Consider the following 14,734-nt stretch of genomic DNA (forward strand, 5'->3'; position numbering starts at 1 on the left):
TGTAATGATACGATGATCAGGCCTGAGGAGTTCCCAACGGGAGCAACAACGGCGGAGTTGTTTGACAGCCGAATAGAAATGAGTATGGCACGACACAAGGAAGATTCCAGAAAAATCTGTGTGGTTGAGCAAGCGTGACGCGGAATGAACGGGAAGGGTGATACTTCCCGTTTTTTAAGACTTCAAATTATTACAACGGAATAATATTTTTCGAATGTCCATTATCAGGAGGAAATATGCAGCAACTGAACCATTTGAGAATGGCTGCGAACCTCACCGCAGACCAACTGTCCAAAGCCGCCAATGTCGGCACCAACCACATTTATGTGCTGGAACGCCGACCCACCGTACAGGACTCTGTACAGCTCATGTTGCGACTGGCCACCGCTCTGGCCAGCAGATTGGAACGCCCTGTGCACGAAGTCTTTTATGAGATTTGCGCAGACGCTCCCCTCTCCCCTGCCCCGGAGCAAAACACATGTCCGGTCTGAGCATAGAAATCCCTGGACTGGCCACCTTGATCGACGCCCTTCCACAACTGAAAGCCGCTTTAGAGAAATCCCAACCCATCAAACCCCTTGGGGTGCGAGAAGCTGCTGAATTCCTCGACATCGGCACACAGGAAGTCTACCGGCTGGCAGGGGCACGACTCCTGCCCGGCATCAAGGTGGGCAACGGCTGGAAGTTCGATCCCAGAGATCTTTCCGACTGGGTCCGCTTCAGTGCCCTGGTGGGCAGGCAAATCACTGTCGATGAACTACGCAACTTCCAAGAGAAAGACAAAACCCCCGCTGCTACGGGGGTTAAGAAAGGACTGTAGTTGTGAAGAAAGCTGTTGAGACTCACCAAAAGGCTAGCACGGAGCCTCCAACCGTGCAACACCCTCCGCTCACACCGGAGATCGCCCAACAGATGCTGGACACCTTCGAGGAACTCAGACGATACGCCGGTTTGGATGCCAAGCAAATCGCTTTGCACATTTACCTGAAGCAACTTCTGGGCTACCCCATCAGCGAACGGACGTTGAGCCCTCAAACCTTGAAGCGCATCGAGAAATTGAGGACTGCATCATGATCCTCGCGCAGCACTTGAATGCCGCTCACATGGTTCTGAGAAACGCCATTCTAGCCCATGCCAATGCCATCGAGGCAGAAAAGAAAATCTGGCAAGAGCTGAGGGCAATCAGCGACGTGGAAAAAAACTTGAGGCCTTACGAAAAAGCAGCAGAAGCAGTTCGCCTCGCCAAAAGGGATTTGGACATCGCCCAAGTGGAGTGGGAACACCTTCAAGCCCAGTTGCTTCTTCGGGACATTGAAACACGGAGGAACCGATGATCTGGATTGCTCTCCTCATTCTGGCTGGACTGCTGGTGGCCATTGTTCTTCACGCCAAAACCCTGCGCCTCAGAGCCCTTCAAGAGGAACAGTGGTGGGCCATGGCCCCAGAGGAACCGATCTACAGCTACACGGACCCCACAGTACGCATTTACCGCCATCACCTCGCAACCGTCATGAGGGCCAGAGCCCGGAAGGGCCTTCCTTCATGACCCCCAGTGACCGGCGAACAGAAACCTTCCTTTACCAGTGCATCCGCATGGCTGAATTCTTGAAGATTTCACCCCAAGAAGCCTTTAAACGGCGGTGCTGGGAAATCAGCCAGCAATTCCCGGACCTGCCTTCCGTACAGGTCCACACCAAGGAGGACCCCCAGTGATTCACCGCAACACCATTGATGTGTTCAACCCAGAGCACTTCAAGAACCTTGCCAACATGGCAGAGACCTTCATCCGCAGCCGAATGCTTCCCCCTGCCTTTCAGAGCCCTGAGCAAGTCATCGTGATCATCTGCAAAGGGCTGGAGCTTGGCTTGCAGCCCTTGCAAGCCCTCTCTGGAATCAACGTGATTCAGGGCAAGCCGACAGTCAGCCCCCAGTTGATGCTCTCATTGATCAACCGCAGCGGAAAACTGGAAGACATCAAGTTTGAAATCGGCCCGGATTTTGTGGCCTGCACCATGAAACGCTCTGACCGCAGCCCACACACTGAGCGTTTTGGGACCAAAGAAGCACAAAACATGGGGTTGGCCAACAAAGACAACTACAAGCGCCAGCCGACTGTGATGTACAAATGGCGCGCGGTGGCCGCCTGCGCCAGAGTGACTTTCCCTGACATCATCGATGGCCTCTACACCCCCGAGGAAATGGGCGCGGACGTTGTGATTGACGAAGAGGGGGGCATGGAAATTGTGCCTCCCTCTACCCCCAAAGAAAAAACCCTCAGTGCCGAGGCAGCTGGGCGACTGGGAGACAACCTTGAAAAGTTTGGCTACATCTGGCCACTGAAACTGGCCAGTGACCTGGTCGGGCGAGAAATCAAAGCCCTCGGTGAACTGACCATCTCTGAAGGGACGCAGGTGTACAACCACGCGAAAGCCAACCCCATTCAGCACCAGCAACCCACAGCCACAACGCCTTCTCCAGAGAAGACCTCGCCTCTGGTCGGCAAGATCATGGGCCACCTGCACAGCCGGTTCAAGTTTCCCCAGCAGGAAACCGAAGAGGACCGCTCAAAGCGACTCAGCTTCATGGCCTTCCTCGCCAACCGGGACAGCGCCAAAGGGGTCACCACCTCCAAGGGGTTCAGTGAATCGGAACTTCAAACCATTCTGGACCGACTCAGCAAAGAGAAAGACCCCGAAGCGCTGAAAGCCCAGTACCAAGACTGGCTTTCGGATCTCCCCATCTGAGGTGTTGAATGATCATTCCAAGCAAATACCAAGCAGCCATCTTCGAATGGATCAAAAACGGCAGCGGACACGGCATCGTGTCCGCCACTGCCGGAAGCGGCAAGACCACCACGCTGGTGGAGGCCTCCAAGCTTCTCCAAACCCCTGACTCCATCTTTCTGGCCTTCAACGCACACATTGCCAGCGAACTGAAAACCCGGCTCGGGAATCGCATGGAAGCCCGAACCATTCACTCTCTGGGCCTTGAAGCCCTGAAACTGGCTTACCCAGAAATCGGCAGGAAGCAACCGCAGAAAAGCAAGTACAAGGACATCTGCAAGTCGCTGGTGGATCGATTTCAGCAGCAGAACCCCAGCGTGGAAGGTGCAGATGAGCTCTTTGACCCCCTGCAGAGCATCGTTCGATTCGCGATGCTCACCCTCTGCGAGCTGGGAAGCCCAGAGGAATTCAAGCACCTCACCCGCTCCTATCAGGTGGAGTACCCCCCGCAGTTTGCTGAAACCCTGCGGGACCTTGCTCGGCAGGTGATGCGCTTCGGAGAGCGTTACGTGGATGAGCAAGGGGTGTACAGCTTTGACGACATGGTCTGGCTGCCAGCAAAACACCAATTGCGCCCCAGACAGCAGTACAGGTGGATCTTTGTGGATGAGGCCCAAGACCTCAATAAAGCACAAGTAGAGGTGGCATTGGGAGCACTTGCCCCAGGTGGTCGGATGCTGGTGGTCGGTGACCGGATGCAGGCCATCTACGGGTTTGCTGGTGCAGACCACCGCAGCATGGACAACCTGAAAGAACGCCTGCAAGCCACAGAGATGCCCCTCTCAATCTGCTACAGGTGCCCAACGTCACACATCCAGTTGGCAAAGCAGCTTGACCCCACCATTGAACCTTCCCCCAATGCAGCCACTGGAATCCTCGGGGCTGTCCCAGAAAACATGCCCCTCAGCAGGATGGTCAGAGATGAAGACCTGGTGCTCTGCAGGATGACTGCTCCACTGGTGGAGAACATCTTCGAGCTGATCCGGGCAGGGATTCCGGCACGCATCCGGGGGGCCGACATCGGTAAAGGGCTGGTCAGCATGGCTGAACGGGCATGGGAAAAAGCCAGAAACCCCTATTGGTCCATCAGCCAGTTCTATCAGGCCCTCAACAATTACGAAGATTCACAAATCCAGTTGATTGACCGGAGGCGAATCCCTGAGGACGAAAAAGACGAGTTGATTGAAGAACTGTCAGACAAGATCGATGTGCTGAAGATCATCGCCAGCCAGAGGGAGCACCTCAGTCTGCAGGACTACACCCGGTACATTGAGAGCCTGTTTTCGGATTCCAGAGCTGGAGTGGTGCTCAGCACCGTCCACAAAGCGAAAGGCTTGGAGGCGAATCGGGTGTTCATCTTGAAACCCGGCCTGATGCCTCATCCGAAAGCCAAAACCACCACGGCAATGCAGGCAGAACAGTGCATCGAGTTTGTTGCACTCACCCGGTCAAAGCACACATTGGTCTTCGTGGGCGTCAGCAACCGCCTTCCCATTCCAATGCCAGTGGTTGAACTGGTGAATGGAGAGTTGCGCAGCACTGGTCAACCCAGCCTTTGGGCTTAAGGAGTGAATGCATGCCAGAGCTTCCCTTGCATGGCAAACGAGGTGCTGGCAAGGTCACACTTGTGGATTCTGAGTGGCTTGATCGCCTGCAAGTCCACAAGTGGTACCTGAGCAAAAGCGGGTATGCCTGCACCAAGATTCAAGATGGGGTGTTCTCCAGATGGATCACCCTTCACCACCTGATCAGAGATGAAGATGGCGGGTTGTTCATTGATCACATCAATGGCAACAAGTTGGACAACAGGGTGCAGAATTTGCGTTCTGCAACCAAGGCAGAAAACAACCGGAACCGCAAACCTTTCACTTGCAACAAGTCAGGCTTCAAGGGTGTCACGATGCGTGGCCCCAAGGAGTTTGAAGCCAAAATTCATGAGGGGGACAAACAAATCCGGGTAGGGACGTACCCTCACCCTCTGCTTGCAGCCATTGCCTACAACGCTGCGGCTCTGGCCCTCTACAAAGAGTTTGCTTACCTGAATCCCATCCCTGAGAACTACATCGAGGTTGTGATTCAGGACTTGGCCAGCACAGAGGCAGCAGATTGATGGGCACCCTCAAAGAAGTGCTGGAGCAGTTGTTCACGCAGGCCAAGACAGAAGAAAAATCCCAAGATGTCACGGTTGCACGGGGACTTTACCTCCGTGCAACCTTCGATCACGGGATGAGGAAACTGCTGCTGGGCCGTAAAGCCCCAGCAGATGAATCGAAGAAGGGTCCCAGCCCGAAAGAAGTGCAGATCTGTGCTGAGCATGCAGGCATCCGGTGGTACACACAGGACGCTGGCTACAGCGCAATGAAAGGCATGCATTGGATTCTGATTTCTGAAACACCCAACCCCCACAGGGAAAAGTGGATCAGGGAAATTCTGGAAGCCAAGGCTTTTCGTGATGAGCACTGGGCCAAAGGTTCAGTGGGGTGGGACAACTACCAGAGTGGCTTGAAAAAGCTCTCTGATGCCGAACTGGAAAAGGAACATGTGTTCAACGTCAAAACCCTTCCCAGTCCCCAGAGTGAGCAGATGTGGGAAGCGCTCCCCGGCCTCCCCGCTGAAGGCTCTACTGGGCCTAAATCGAAGCGCAAGAAGCAATCAGAGGAGAAGCAGCCTCCCTTGCTTGGAGGTGGCTCGTGACAGCTTTTAAAGGGTTTGAGCCTCCCAACTACACCCAGACTCCAAACAAGTTCTTCGAGCTGGTCCCGTTCATGAAAGAAGCAGAGCTGAAGATCACTTTAGCGGTCATCCGGGAAACCTTCGGGTGGCACCGGGAAGCTGTGAAGCTCACCGTGCCGGAGTTGATGAAACTCACTGGGTTGTCAAAGCAATCGGTGCTGAATGGGTGCAGTGCTGGAGTCCAGAGGGGCACCCTGATTCAAGCCAGTGAGAACCCGGATGGGAAAGGCCCTTACAGTTACACGCCGAACGTCAACTACTTCGATCCAGAGGGGTCTAAATTTTTGACGGTCAGCAAAAAACGCAAGGGGGTCAAAAATTTAGACGGGTGGGGTCTAAAATTTAGACCCTCAGCAGTCAAAAATTTAGACCCCTCACAGACCTTAAACACCTTCCAGAACTGTGTTTTTTCAGGCCTAAAGAAAGTATTTAAAGAAACTTCTAAAGAAATAAATAAATACGTACTGAATCCTGAAATCTCACCCGTGGGTCAGAACACCGGAAACCCCTTCAAACCCCGTTCTGGAAAAAAGAGGACTTCCAAGTCAGTGAAGGGAAACGACCAACGCAGTTCAAAAAGTTCCGGGGGCGGCCGCCCGCCAAAACCGATTCCGGATCCGCTGGAAAAAAACCGCAGCCAAGTCAAAGGCATCCTCGGAACTGCCTTCGGGTGGGCGCTGTTCAACAAGTACCAAGGCATGGTTGCCAAAGTGCCACGCCAAAAGTGGCTTGACCTGCCCATCGACCGGGTGATCGAACTGCGAGAACAAGCCAAGACCGATTGGGAAAGTGCCGGATCCAAAGATCCGAAATACCGCCTGTGCGACCTGCTGGATGCAGAAGTCAAACAAGGCATCCAGTCAGCACCCCAGTCCAACACCAAATCAGAAGGGTGGTATGACTACTGATGACCCAGAAATTGAGTCGTGAACTTCTTGGAGCTGGTTGGACATTTGGAGGTGGACAGTCCACGCCCGTTCAATCCCAAGACCCTTCCCTCCCCCCTTGCCCCATCTGCGGTGCGCCAGCGCAAGCAGGTTACGATTACACCCGTTGGGACAACATCGCTCATAACTGCCTGTGCTGCCTGAGCAATGAAAGCCAGTATGACCACCAACTCAGAACTGTTTTGTGGCCAAGCCGGAAACAGGACCTCCGAAAAAGGGATTTGCTGAAGACCGCAAAGTCTGATTTCCTCTCCAGCCTGCCCGTGGAGTACAGGCAGTACACCTGGGCCAGCCTGCAAGTCACAGAGGCAAACAGGGCAGCCCTGCAATCCATCCGGCCAAACGGGATCACCTGTTACCAGCCCCTCGGGCAAAAAGGCAGCGGATCCTTATACCTCTATGGGACACCGGGAACAGGGAAAACCCATCTGGGTGTCGCCATAGCGCAAGAAATCTGCGAAACCCACGTTTGCAGGTACTTCAGTGCGAAAGCCCTGAAAAGCCAGATGCAGCAAGCCGCTCTGGGAAACGCAGAGTGGCCAGACTTGGTGACTCCAGACCTGATCCTGTTCGATGATCTGGAGAAAATCAATCCGACGGCATACACCTACGAATGGTTCTTTGATGCCCTGGAAACCCGACTGAACAACAGAAGGGGAAGCATCTTCACCAGCCAACAAAGGCCCGGGGCGACAGCCTTGCGCCTCACTCCAGTCGATCACGAAAAACTGAAAGCCGCCAATGGCAACCCTGCCCTCCTCAAAGAGGTGGAGCAAGAACGGCTGTTGCAGGCTGGAGCTCTGGCCAGTCGGATGAGCGCAGGCCTGAAATTCGAGATCACCGGCAGAGACAACCGGGCGAACCACTGAAATGGCCAAGTCCGGCAAGCTGAACAACCAGCCTGCCCTACTGCCCCTCTTCGAAACACCAGTCGAACCCGAGCCCACCAGACCGCTGCCCGAAATCCACTTGGGCATGCAGGTCTGGTGGAAGTGGGAACACAACATCCTGACCGTCAAAGAGCGCGGTGAGGCCGGGATGTTCTGGTGGTGTGAATGGCCCAGAGGGAAAGTCAGAGGCACATGGGTACCCGTACAAGAACTCAACCCCATCGAAAGGAGCACCACCGCATGACAGGAACCACAGAGAAACCCAGCAAGAAACGCACCAAGGCTGAAGCTGCCCCACCCATTGAACACGCTCCAGTTCCAACAGCACCCAGCGAAGGGGAATACCAGAAGGTCCCCTTCAACACCACCTTTCCTTCTCCCCTCAACCCTCGAAAGCACTTCGAGGAAAGCTCCATTCAGGAGCTCGCAGAGAGCATTGCAGCCCACGGAGTGCAACAGAACCTTGTGGGTCGCCCTGTTGGCGAGCAGATCGAGATCATTGCTGGAGGGCGACGCTGGAGGGCAGTGAATACCTTGGTTGCCTCTGGCCGGATCCCTGTAGATTTCCCGGTGCCGGTTCTGGTGAAACCCCTGACCGATCTGGAAGCCCTTGAAATTGCCACTGCCGAGAACGTCCAGCGCAGGAACATGACCCCTCTTGAAGAGGCCAACGCTTTTGCGCAGATGGTGGATCTGGGCGACACCGTGGATGAAATCGCCCGGAAGTTTGGGTACAAACCCAAACTGGTGGCCAGCCGGGTGAGGATCTCGAAACACCTCTGCGCAGAAGTCAAACAACACCTTGAGGAAAGAAAAATCACCCTCGGACAGGCAGAAGCCATTTCACTGGCCCACTCTGCAGCCCTTCAAATAGAGATCCTGAAAAATTACCACTGGGACCCCAAGCACATCATCAATTTCCTGCAGAAAGGCCAGTTCTTGGTGGAGTACGCACGGTTCGATGTGGCAGCCAGCAAACTGCAAACCCACAAGGATCTGTTCGGAGATGTGCCGGAATACTTCACCAACAAACAGAAAGCTCTGGAACTGCAAATTGAGGCCCTGAGAGAACAGGGTCTGCGTCTCAGGCAAGAAGGTCAATTTCCTTGGGTAGAGGTGATTCAAAACGACAACAGCCACTGGCCTTCCAACTGGGATGACCGGGAAGAATACATGACCGTCGGCGAAGAGCACAAAGAACTCTGCGGGTTTGTGCTTCAGTTGATGCCATCGACCGGGCAGGTCCGAGAGTTGAACAGGGTGGCCAGACGCAAGGAAGTGAAAGCCAAAGAAAAAGCCCAGAGGGTCGCAAAGTACCCCGAGCCCGAGAGCGCCAACTCCACTGAACGCGGGATCACCCAAGGGGTTCTGCTGGACACCCACCGCTTCAGGCTGCTGCACCTCCGGAGGGCCATCAAAAACGATCTGAGAATTGGTTTGGTGCTGACCATCATGGGGCTTGCCGGAGAGCATGAGATTCACATCCACCGTGATTACATCAATTCCGTCCCAGACCCAGAGAAAAAAGCCTTCGAAGCTGCCATGATCCAGCTCACCACAGTGCAGGAAACCCCCATCTTCCAACCCCACTTCCGGGAATACTATTCCAAAGAACACACTGACCACATGCTTTTGCTCTCAGGCAAAGAACTGAGGCCCCATGAGCTTTACCAGCTTCTGCTTCAACTCTCTGAAACCACCCTCCTCCAGGTCCTCTCAATGTTGGTGGCCAGTCAATTCGGGGATGTGCCAACCCACAATCCGAAGAATCGTCCCAGCCCACTGGCAAATCTGATCGCCAGTCAGCTCGGGGTGGAAACCGAAATGCGAAAGCACTGGGAGCTCACCGAGGAATTCTTGAAAGGCCACCCAAAAGACATGGTGGTCGATCTCGCCAAAGAAGCAGAGTTCCACTGCCCGGGCATCTACGAAGTGATCAGCAACCTTTCCACCCGAAAAGACATGATCACGAAATTCATGGAGTATGCCCAGCAGCTCCGCGAGAAGGAATGGGTGCCGCAACTGGTGCTGTTCGATGACACCCCAGAACCATTTAAGCCCTTGAATGACCTTGAAGGCGAACAAGCAAAATAACTCACTCCAGAGGGCATAAAACTGCCCTCTGCCCTTTTGGAGAAGTGACATGGCCCACCTGATTCTGGTCGTCATTTTGCTCTTGGCCCTCTACGGCATCGTGCAAGTGGTCTTGGTGACCGAAACACGAGACCTGCAGAAAGAAAAGGACGGTAACGAATGAACCCACATGACCTCTTCAAACTCTGGTCCAGCAGCCCCAGCATGGTGGTGGTAGACACAGAAACCAGCGGGTTGACCATCCAGAGCGGCATCATCGAAATCACCATCATGGAAGGCAGCAAAACCGTTCTGTTCAACCAGCGAATCAACCCCTTACACCCCATCCCTGCAGAAGCCACGCAGATTCACGGCATCACGGACACAGACGTGGCAGGCTGCCCCACCTGGAAGGACCTTCTCCCGCAAATTTCAGAAGTGCTGGCAGGTCGAAAAGTGGTCTTCTGGAATGAAGAATTCGATACCCGAATGATGTTCCAGAGCAGCCACCAGAACGGTGTGGTCTGGCCCGGCATCAAGGGCATGGGGGCCACCAGTCACTGTGCCATGAAGGAATATGCCAAGCTCATGACCCTCCCCGGTCAGAAGGAAGCCAAATTCTTCAAGCTCCTCAAAGCCTGCCAGTTGGAAAAACTCGATCCTTCTCTGTACGGCGCTGCGCACTCCAGCATTGGGGACTGCCAGAGGGTGGTGGATGTGATTCACGCAGTTGCGGCCCGCTGGGAGGGCTGATGCAACGGGACCTGCTGGCCCTCACGGTTTCACCACCGTGGGGGTTTGCAATCCTCCATCTGGGAAAGAACGTGGAAAACCGCGATTGGTTCCCAGAACGTCACGGGATGCGCCAAGGTGAGCCATTCTTGCGTCCCGGTGATTGGTTCTTGATTCATGGCGGCCGCTCTCCGTTCACAGCAAAGAGAGGGGACATCCAAGAAACCGATTACGGTCATGAATTCAGAGTGGCCATACGCCTGCTGTCCATCGACTTCAACTCAGGCAAGATGCCCCAAGAGCACATCAACAAGGAATACCTGAAAAGCATCTCAACCCCCCTTGAAGATGGGTATGAGCTTGATTACGCCCACTTTCACCTTCCGGGTCTGATTGGTGCTGTGGAATACCTCGGATACCGGAAGGGGTACGAGAGTTACTGGTCAAACGGCAGGAGCAAATTCCAATGGCTTTTGGGCCGCAAGGTGGTGTTTCCAGAAGCCATTGAGGTCAAAGGCGCTCCGAAGCTCTGGCAGGTGCCTGATGATTTGCGCCTGCAGGCCCGTGAGCAATTCAGATTGGGACGCCAGTCCCTGAAAGGATCACCATGAAGGAAGATTCAGAGCAATGACCAACCTATCCCCTGAAGAGAAACCCATCATCGATGTGTTGACCTCTGAGGAGCAAAGCCAACTGGACCAACTTGAGAGCACCATTCAGCAGGCAGTTGAGCAAGTCAAAGCCGGGTGGCATGCCTTGAAGGAAATCCACGACAAGGGGCTGTACAGGCTGTACGGAACGTGGGAAGAATACCTGCAAAAACGGTGGAACATCTCAGCCACCCACGGCCACAGGCAGGTTGCAGCAGCAGCTTTGGACACGATTCTTTTGAATGCCGGAGTGGTGGTGGAGGCGGAGCGCAGGCTCCGCCCCCTCACCCCCCTGCTGGACCTTCCGGACGAAGATCAGGTGGCCATCGTGCGAACCCTTCGGGAAACCTGTGGTTCCAAGCCCTCAACGGCTCAAGTGAAGGCCTTCGCTGAGGTGATCAGACAGGTGCATGACACTGGGTACCTGCCTCACCCTGAAACCGGAGAGCCAACACCATGGACCGAGATCCCTCCAGAAGTGCGGGGACAGACTTTCCAAGCTGCCATCACCCAAGAGGCATACCACAGCCTGCAACGCCAACAGGGGCACATCGAAGAAAGCAAGCGCAGCAAGCAAGTCGCTGGAGATGTCGCTTGGTATGAGTGGCCAGTCGAAGAAGTCAAAACGCACACCCACCACCGGTTCACCCTGACCATCGAATCAGATGGAAATGGCGGTGCCCGGTGTGTGGCCACCATGACCCACAGGGACACCGGAGAGGAATTGTACGCAGGTGATCCCATCGGCTGGATGAAAGCAGCCGTCATGAATTTGGTTCGAGAAATGGGGGGACATGTCAAAGAGAAACAGGCTGCACCGGGAGAAGCTTCGATCCAAGAGGCCTCCCATCATGAAGAAACGGCGGGTCCTTAAACCCCCTGACGGATACCAACCCAGAATTCCTGCTGACCCTCCATGTCCCACATGTGAGGGTCTCACCTTTCCAACAGACCGGATCAATCTCTGCACGGCTTGCGGTCGGGTGATCCCCGGAGATGACGGGTGCATCTGAATGGGCTTCGAGTTGAATTACGAACGCTATGAAGCTCTGGCTCACGCCGGAGACCAAAGGGCAGTGCTGACCCTGCAACGGTTCTCTGAAGCAGGTGACCGGAAAGCCTCCAGAATCCTTCAGGATCTCCAAAAGACCCAGAAACCCGAACCTCAAAAAACCACACCGCCAGTGGCCATCAGAGAACCACGGCAGATCCGGTTCACCATTCCTGCGATGCCTTGGCAGACCCTGCACCAGTTGCCCGGTGGTGGATTCAAACCTGTGACCAGCCGGGTGTTGGTCGGTTACTACACCAAAGGGAAAGCCTTCAGTGCAAACCCACGGGCAAAGCAGTATGACGCGTGGAAAGAACATGTTCGGGCCCACCTGCCTGAAGTTCTGGCCCAAGGGGTGTATGCCAACACCCGAGACAGCCGGGCAGACTGCACCATCCTGCATGTCTGGTTTGAATCCCAGCATCACTGCGACGTAGAGAACTTGAGGAAGGGCATTGTGGACACGATTTTCTCTCAGGAGTCTACTGGCAAGAAACGCACTTCCAACTTCGACAAGTGGGTCAAGGGTTCCATCCCTTGGCCTGAATACGACCCTGAAAACCCAAGGGTTGACGTAGAGGTCACCCTCTACTGAAAGGGAAACATGACAGCAACTGAAGTGAAAGCCCACCCCCTGCTGTTCAGAACAGAGATGGTTCAAGCCATCCTCAGTGGACAGAAAACCGAAACCCGACGCGTGGTAAAAATGCCCCCCGCTGTGCATGCAGACAAGAATCTGGCTGTCACTGAGGATGGTCGGGAACTCTACTACCCGGATTATCCAGATGAAGGAGTGATCGGAGTCCAACAGCGCAACTGGCAACCGGGGGATTGCATCTGGGGCAAAGAAACCTATGCAGATCTGGCAGACCAGCGCTCTGAGAACGGTGTGATCGGGGCCCACCAGCACCAGTGGATTTACAGGGCAGATGGCTGTGAACTGTACGGGGAAACCGACGACCCTGAGGCCGTCTGGTTGCAGGACATCAAATGGAAGTCCTCTCGGTTCATGCCGCGCGCAGCGTCCAGACTTCTGTTGCAGATCAACAGCATTCGAATTGAACGCCTGCACGGAATCTGCCAGGGCGGCTCAATCAATGAGGGCATGCTGAGCCTCTCCAAGAAACTGATCTTTGAATTGTTCCCAGATTACGCAGAAGCTTACAGGGAAGCAGAGAAAGCCCGGCAGCAATACATCGCCCTGCATGGAGACTGGCTCCCAGGAAAACCACCCTTCCCGATCATGCCTCTCGGCCCATCTCCTCTGGAGCGCTTTGAGAAATACTGGGACAGCATCAACCCCAAAGCGCCATGGGCATCCAACCCGTGGGTCACAGTGATCGTCTTCAAGAAGGTGATGCCATGAGAAGCGGATACGGCCACTCAAAGTGCTGGCAAGACTGGTACCCCCTCCCTTACCGTTACTCTTGCCCTCTGCGCTGGCTGGAAGACATGTTGTGCAACACCCAATTGACTGGAGGGGCATACGCCTACAAACGGGTGCGCTCCATTCCCAATTTCCATGAAGTGTTGCAGCTCCAGCACAAGCCCCTCAAAGGATTGCCCATCGTGATCCAGATTCTCAGGCAGCCCATTCGAATCCGCAAATACTGGTGGCGATCATGAGTTTCAAAGTGATGGTCAAATGCCTGAACCGTCGCGTTCTGCTGTGCACCGCCACGGAATTTGATGATGCCTGCTCCAAAGCACTGGCATGGTGGTGTAAGCAGGCAGGAGCACCAGACACAACCAACCTCAAAGGTACATGGTTAGAATCTCAGGCCAATGGTCACCGAATTTGGTTTTTTGTCCCTGAAGTGGCTACGCTGGATGCAATGGGTTGGACGCTTCCAGGATGTGAAATTCAACAGGTGGCATGATGTCAAGAAAAGAGAATTGGATCTCACCCACGGGTTAGACTCGTACTTTTGGTAGCATTCAGATCAAGAAATATTATTCAGTAATAATATTCCTGAAGCACACGATGATTCCCTCTGGAGTTGCCATGACCATGAATGCCGAACCCCAACGCAAAACCCGCAAGCCCCACACCATCAAAACCAAAGACCCCATCAGCCTCACCAAGGCCGACCATTACAACTTCAACGCCCTGGTGAAAACCCTCGCTTACTGCACCTTCTGGATGACCAGTGACCTGAAAAACGAGCGTGGCCACTGGCAGATCCAATACAAAAGCGCATGGGAATACATCAGCGACCACCCAGATGACCCAGAAAACATGCTGCTGGTGGTTGAAACCAGTCTGGAAATCAGAGGGCTTGACGCCCAGTACCTCAGGGGGGAATTCTTGAAGCTCTCCCCTGACTTCCAAGTTGCCATCCAGACGTACTTGGACCGCAAGCCAAGGGCCGTCAAACCCAGCAAAACGTATGCCGAGGAACGCTGGCTGAAATGGATTCTGGACCCCGAGCAGGCAGAAGCCACCAACGCCAAACGCGCTGCTGCTGGGCTGCCCCCCATGACCAAGCAAGAGCGGGATGCACTGATCGGCAAAATCACGGTCGAAATGCACCACCCGACCAAACTCACCAACCAGAGCAGGGCCAACCGCAACATGCTCGGAGACCAGAAGAACTGGATGGACACCCCATTCTTCGTGGAGCCCCCAGACCTGCTTGACCACAAGTACGCCCCTCAGTTGCTCGCTTGGAGGCAACTCCTGTACAAAGTGCTTTGGGCCTGCACCCTCGAAATCCACACCACCCAACGCCAAAAGCCAAAGCCTGAGCCGACCCCAGAAGACACCACAGAGCCTCAGACCAACTGAGGGCCTTCTGTAATTTCCGGAAGTGCTATACTCAAAACACTAAAATCCCCCAAAGTCTACCCACCCGAGAGTCATATGCTCTCGGGT

20 protein-coding genes are annotated in these 14,734 nt (G+C 54.5%); all 20 read left to right on the forward strand.

The genetic code is table 11. From position 1 onward, the window contains the following. Window positions 1-236: 236 nt before the first annotated feature. The gene (locus Q371_RS01390) at window positions 237-491 is read left to right on the forward strand and encodes a helix-turn-helix domain-containing protein (protein ID WP_034335042.1); all 255 of its coding nucleotides are present in this window, start codon (window positions 237-239) and stop codon (window positions 489-491) included. Next, window positions 479-820 carry a helix-turn-helix domain-containing protein gene (locus Q371_RS01395; protein ID WP_034335043.1) on the forward strand — a complete coding sequence of 114 codons (342 nt, stop codon included), beginning with the start codon at window positions 479-481 and terminating at the stop codon, window positions 818-820. Before Q371_RS01390 ends, Q371_RS01395 begins: the two co-directional genes overlap by 13 nt. A gap of 53 nt (window positions 821-873) precedes the next feature. Beyond that, on the forward strand, window positions 874-1,074 hold the full coding sequence (locus Q371_RS01400) for a hypothetical protein (RefSeq protein WP_157442437.1): 201 nt from the start codon (window positions 874-876) through the stop codon (window positions 1,072-1,074). A 256-nt stretch (window positions 1,075-1,330) separates the two neighbouring features. Further along, window positions 1,331-1,546 (forward strand): hypothetical protein, encoded by a 216-nt coding sequence (locus tag Q371_RS01410; protein WP_034335051.1) that lies wholly within the window; start codon window positions 1,331-1,333, stop codon window positions 1,544-1,546. 163 nt (window positions 1,547-1,709) lie between these two features. Further along, window positions 1,710-2,744 (forward strand): recombinase family protein, encoded by a 1,035-nt coding sequence (locus tag Q371_RS01415; protein ID WP_034335053.1) that lies wholly within the window; start codon window positions 1,710-1,712, stop codon window positions 2,742-2,744. Between the two features lie 8 nt (window positions 2,745-2,752). Further along, window positions 2,753-4,348: a UvrD-helicase domain-containing protein gene (locus Q371_RS01420; protein WP_034335054.1), complete on the forward strand. Its 1,596-nt coding sequence runs from the start codon at window positions 2,753-2,755 to the stop codon at window positions 4,346-4,348. Between the two features lie 11 nt (window positions 4,349-4,359). Continuing rightward, the gene (locus Q371_RS25055; protein ID WP_051963064.1) at window positions 4,360-4,893 is read left to right on the forward strand and encodes an HNH endonuclease; all 534 of its coding nucleotides are present in this window, start codon (window positions 4,360-4,362) and stop codon (window positions 4,891-4,893) included. Beyond that, window positions 4,893-5,477, forward strand: a complete 585-nt coding sequence (locus Q371_RS01430) for a hypothetical protein (protein ID WP_034335056.1) — start codon at window positions 4,893-4,895, stop codon at window positions 5,475-5,477. Before Q371_RS25055 ends, Q371_RS01430 begins: the two co-directional genes overlap by 1 nt. Beyond that, window positions 5,474-6,424, forward strand: coding sequence for a hypothetical protein (locus Q371_RS26735; RefSeq protein ID WP_157442438.1), 951 nt, complete (start codon window positions 5,474-5,476; stop codon window positions 6,422-6,424). Before Q371_RS01430 ends, Q371_RS26735 begins: the two co-directional genes overlap by 4 nt. Window positions 6,425-6,684: 260 nt before the next feature. After that, entirely contained in the window at window positions 6,685-7,332 is a 648-nt protein-coding gene (locus Q371_RS01445) for an AAA family ATPase (protein WP_169743765.1), read from the forward strand. Between the two features lies 1 nt (window position 7,333). After that, entirely contained in the window at window positions 7,334-7,597 is a 264-nt protein-coding gene (locus Q371_RS26740; RefSeq protein WP_034335064.1) for a hypothetical protein, read from the forward strand. Continuing rightward, a complete protein-coding gene (locus tag Q371_RS25060) occupies window positions 7,594-9,447 on the forward strand; it encodes a ParB/RepB/Spo0J family partition protein (protein ID WP_051963065.1) in 1,854 nt (617 codons plus the stop codon). The genes Q371_RS26740 and Q371_RS25060 overlap by 4 nt, the downstream gene beginning before the upstream one ends. A 159-nt stretch (window positions 9,448-9,606) precedes the next feature. Further along, on the forward strand, window positions 9,607-10,179 hold the full coding sequence (locus Q371_RS01460; RefSeq protein ID WP_034335065.1) for a 3'-5' exonuclease: 573 nt from the start codon (window positions 9,607-9,609) through the stop codon (window positions 10,177-10,179). Further along, window positions 10,179-10,769 carry a hypothetical protein gene (locus Q371_RS01465; RefSeq protein ID WP_034335066.1) on the forward strand — a complete coding sequence of 197 codons (591 nt, stop codon included), beginning with the start codon at window positions 10,179-10,181 and terminating at the stop codon, window positions 10,767-10,769. Before Q371_RS01460 ends, Q371_RS01465 begins: the two co-directional genes overlap by 1 nt. 16 nt (window positions 10,770-10,785) lie before the next feature. Further along, window positions 10,786-11,682, forward strand: coding sequence for a hypothetical protein (locus Q371_RS01470; RefSeq protein ID WP_034335070.1), 897 nt, complete (start codon window positions 10,786-10,788; stop codon window positions 11,680-11,682). A 139-nt stretch (window positions 11,683-11,821) separates the two neighbouring features. After that, the gene (locus tag Q371_RS01475) at window positions 11,822-12,454 is read left to right on the forward strand and encodes a hypothetical protein (protein WP_034335071.1); all 633 of its coding nucleotides are present in this window, start codon (window positions 11,822-11,824) and stop codon (window positions 12,452-12,454) included. Window positions 12,455-12,463: 9 nt separating this feature from the next. After that, a complete protein-coding gene (locus Q371_RS01480; protein ID WP_034335074.1) occupies window positions 12,464-13,225 on the forward strand; it encodes a hypothetical protein in 762 nt (253 codons plus the stop codon). Continuing rightward, on the forward strand, window positions 13,222-13,485 hold the full coding sequence (locus Q371_RS01485; protein WP_034335077.1) for a hypothetical protein: 264 nt from the start codon (window positions 13,222-13,224) through the stop codon (window positions 13,483-13,485). Before Q371_RS01480 ends, Q371_RS01485 begins: the two co-directional genes overlap by 4 nt. Then, window positions 13,482-13,739 carry a hypothetical protein gene (locus tag Q371_RS01490; protein ID WP_034335079.1) on the forward strand — a complete coding sequence of 86 codons (258 nt, stop codon included), beginning with the start codon at window positions 13,482-13,484 and terminating at the stop codon, window positions 13,737-13,739. Before Q371_RS01485 ends, Q371_RS01490 begins: the two co-directional genes overlap by 4 nt. Window positions 13,740-13,864: 125 nt before the next feature. Then, window positions 13,865-14,647, forward strand: coding sequence for a hypothetical protein (locus tag Q371_RS01495; protein ID WP_157442439.1), 783 nt, complete (start codon window positions 13,865-13,867; stop codon window positions 14,645-14,647). The last annotated feature ends 87 nt before the right edge of the window (window positions 14,648-14,734 follow it).

This window comes from Deinococcus misasensis DSM 22328 (assembly GCF_000745915.1).
Taxonomy (GTDB): domain Bacteria; phylum Deinococcota; class Deinococci; order Deinococcales; family Deinococcaceae; genus Deinococcus_C; species Deinococcus_C misasensis.

Bases quoted from the DNA above. Each gene is read 5' to 3' on its own strand.
- Q371_RS01485 (WP_034335077.1), top strand. From the start codon at position 13,222: ATGAGAAGCGGATACGGCCACTCAAAGTGCTGGCAAGACTGGTACCCC.
- Q371_RS01460 (WP_034335065.1), top strand. From the start codon at position 9,607: ATGAACCCACATGACCTCTTCAAACTCTGGTCCAGCAGCCCCAGCATG.
- Q371_RS01495 (WP_157442439.1), top strand. From the start codon at position 13,865: ATGACCATGAATGCCGAACCCCAACGCAAAACCCGCAAGCCCCACACC.
- Q371_RS01395 (WP_034335043.1), top strand. From the start codon at position 479: ATGTCCGGTCTGAGCATAGAAATCCCTGGACTGGCCACCTTGATCGAC.
- Q371_RS26740 (WP_034335064.1), top strand. From the start codon at position 7,334: ATGGCCAAGTCCGGCAAGCTGAACAACCAGCCTGCCCTACTGCCCCTC.
- Q371_RS01410 (WP_034335051.1), top strand. From the start codon at position 1,331: ATGATCTGGATTGCTCTCCTCATTCTGGCTGGACTGCTGGTGGCCATT.
- Q371_RS01465 (WP_034335066.1), top strand. From the start codon at position 10,179: ATGCAACGGGACCTGCTGGCCCTCACGGTTTCACCACCGTGGGGGTTT.
- Q371_RS01480 (WP_034335074.1), top strand. From the start codon at position 12,464: ATGACAGCAACTGAAGTGAAAGCCCACCCCCTGCTGTTCAGAACAGAG.
- Q371_RS01475 (WP_034335071.1), top strand. From the start codon at position 11,822: ATGGGCTTCGAGTTGAATTACGAACGCTATGAAGCTCTGGCTCACGCC.
- Q371_RS01430 (WP_034335056.1), top strand. From the start codon at position 4,893: ATGGGCACCCTCAAAGAAGTGCTGGAGCAGTTGTTCACGCAGGCCAAG.
- Q371_RS01490 (WP_034335079.1), top strand. From the start codon at position 13,482: ATGAGTTTCAAAGTGATGGTCAAATGCCTGAACCGTCGCGTTCTGCTG.
- Q371_RS25055 (WP_051963064.1), top strand. From the start codon at position 4,360: ATGCCAGAGCTTCCCTTGCATGGCAAACGAGGTGCTGGCAAGGTCACA.
- Q371_RS01470 (WP_034335070.1), top strand. From the start codon at position 10,786: ATGACCAACCTATCCCCTGAAGAGAAACCCATCATCGATGTGTTGACC.
- Q371_RS01420 (WP_034335054.1), top strand. From the start codon at position 2,753: ATGATCATTCCAAGCAAATACCAAGCAGCCATCTTCGAATGGATCAAA.
- Q371_RS01390 (WP_034335042.1), top strand. From the start codon at position 237: ATGCAGCAACTGAACCATTTGAGAATGGCTGCGAACCTCACCGCAGAC.
- Q371_RS25060 (WP_051963065.1), top strand. From the start codon at position 7,594: ATGACAGGAACCACAGAGAAACCCAGCAAGAAACGCACCAAGGCTGAA.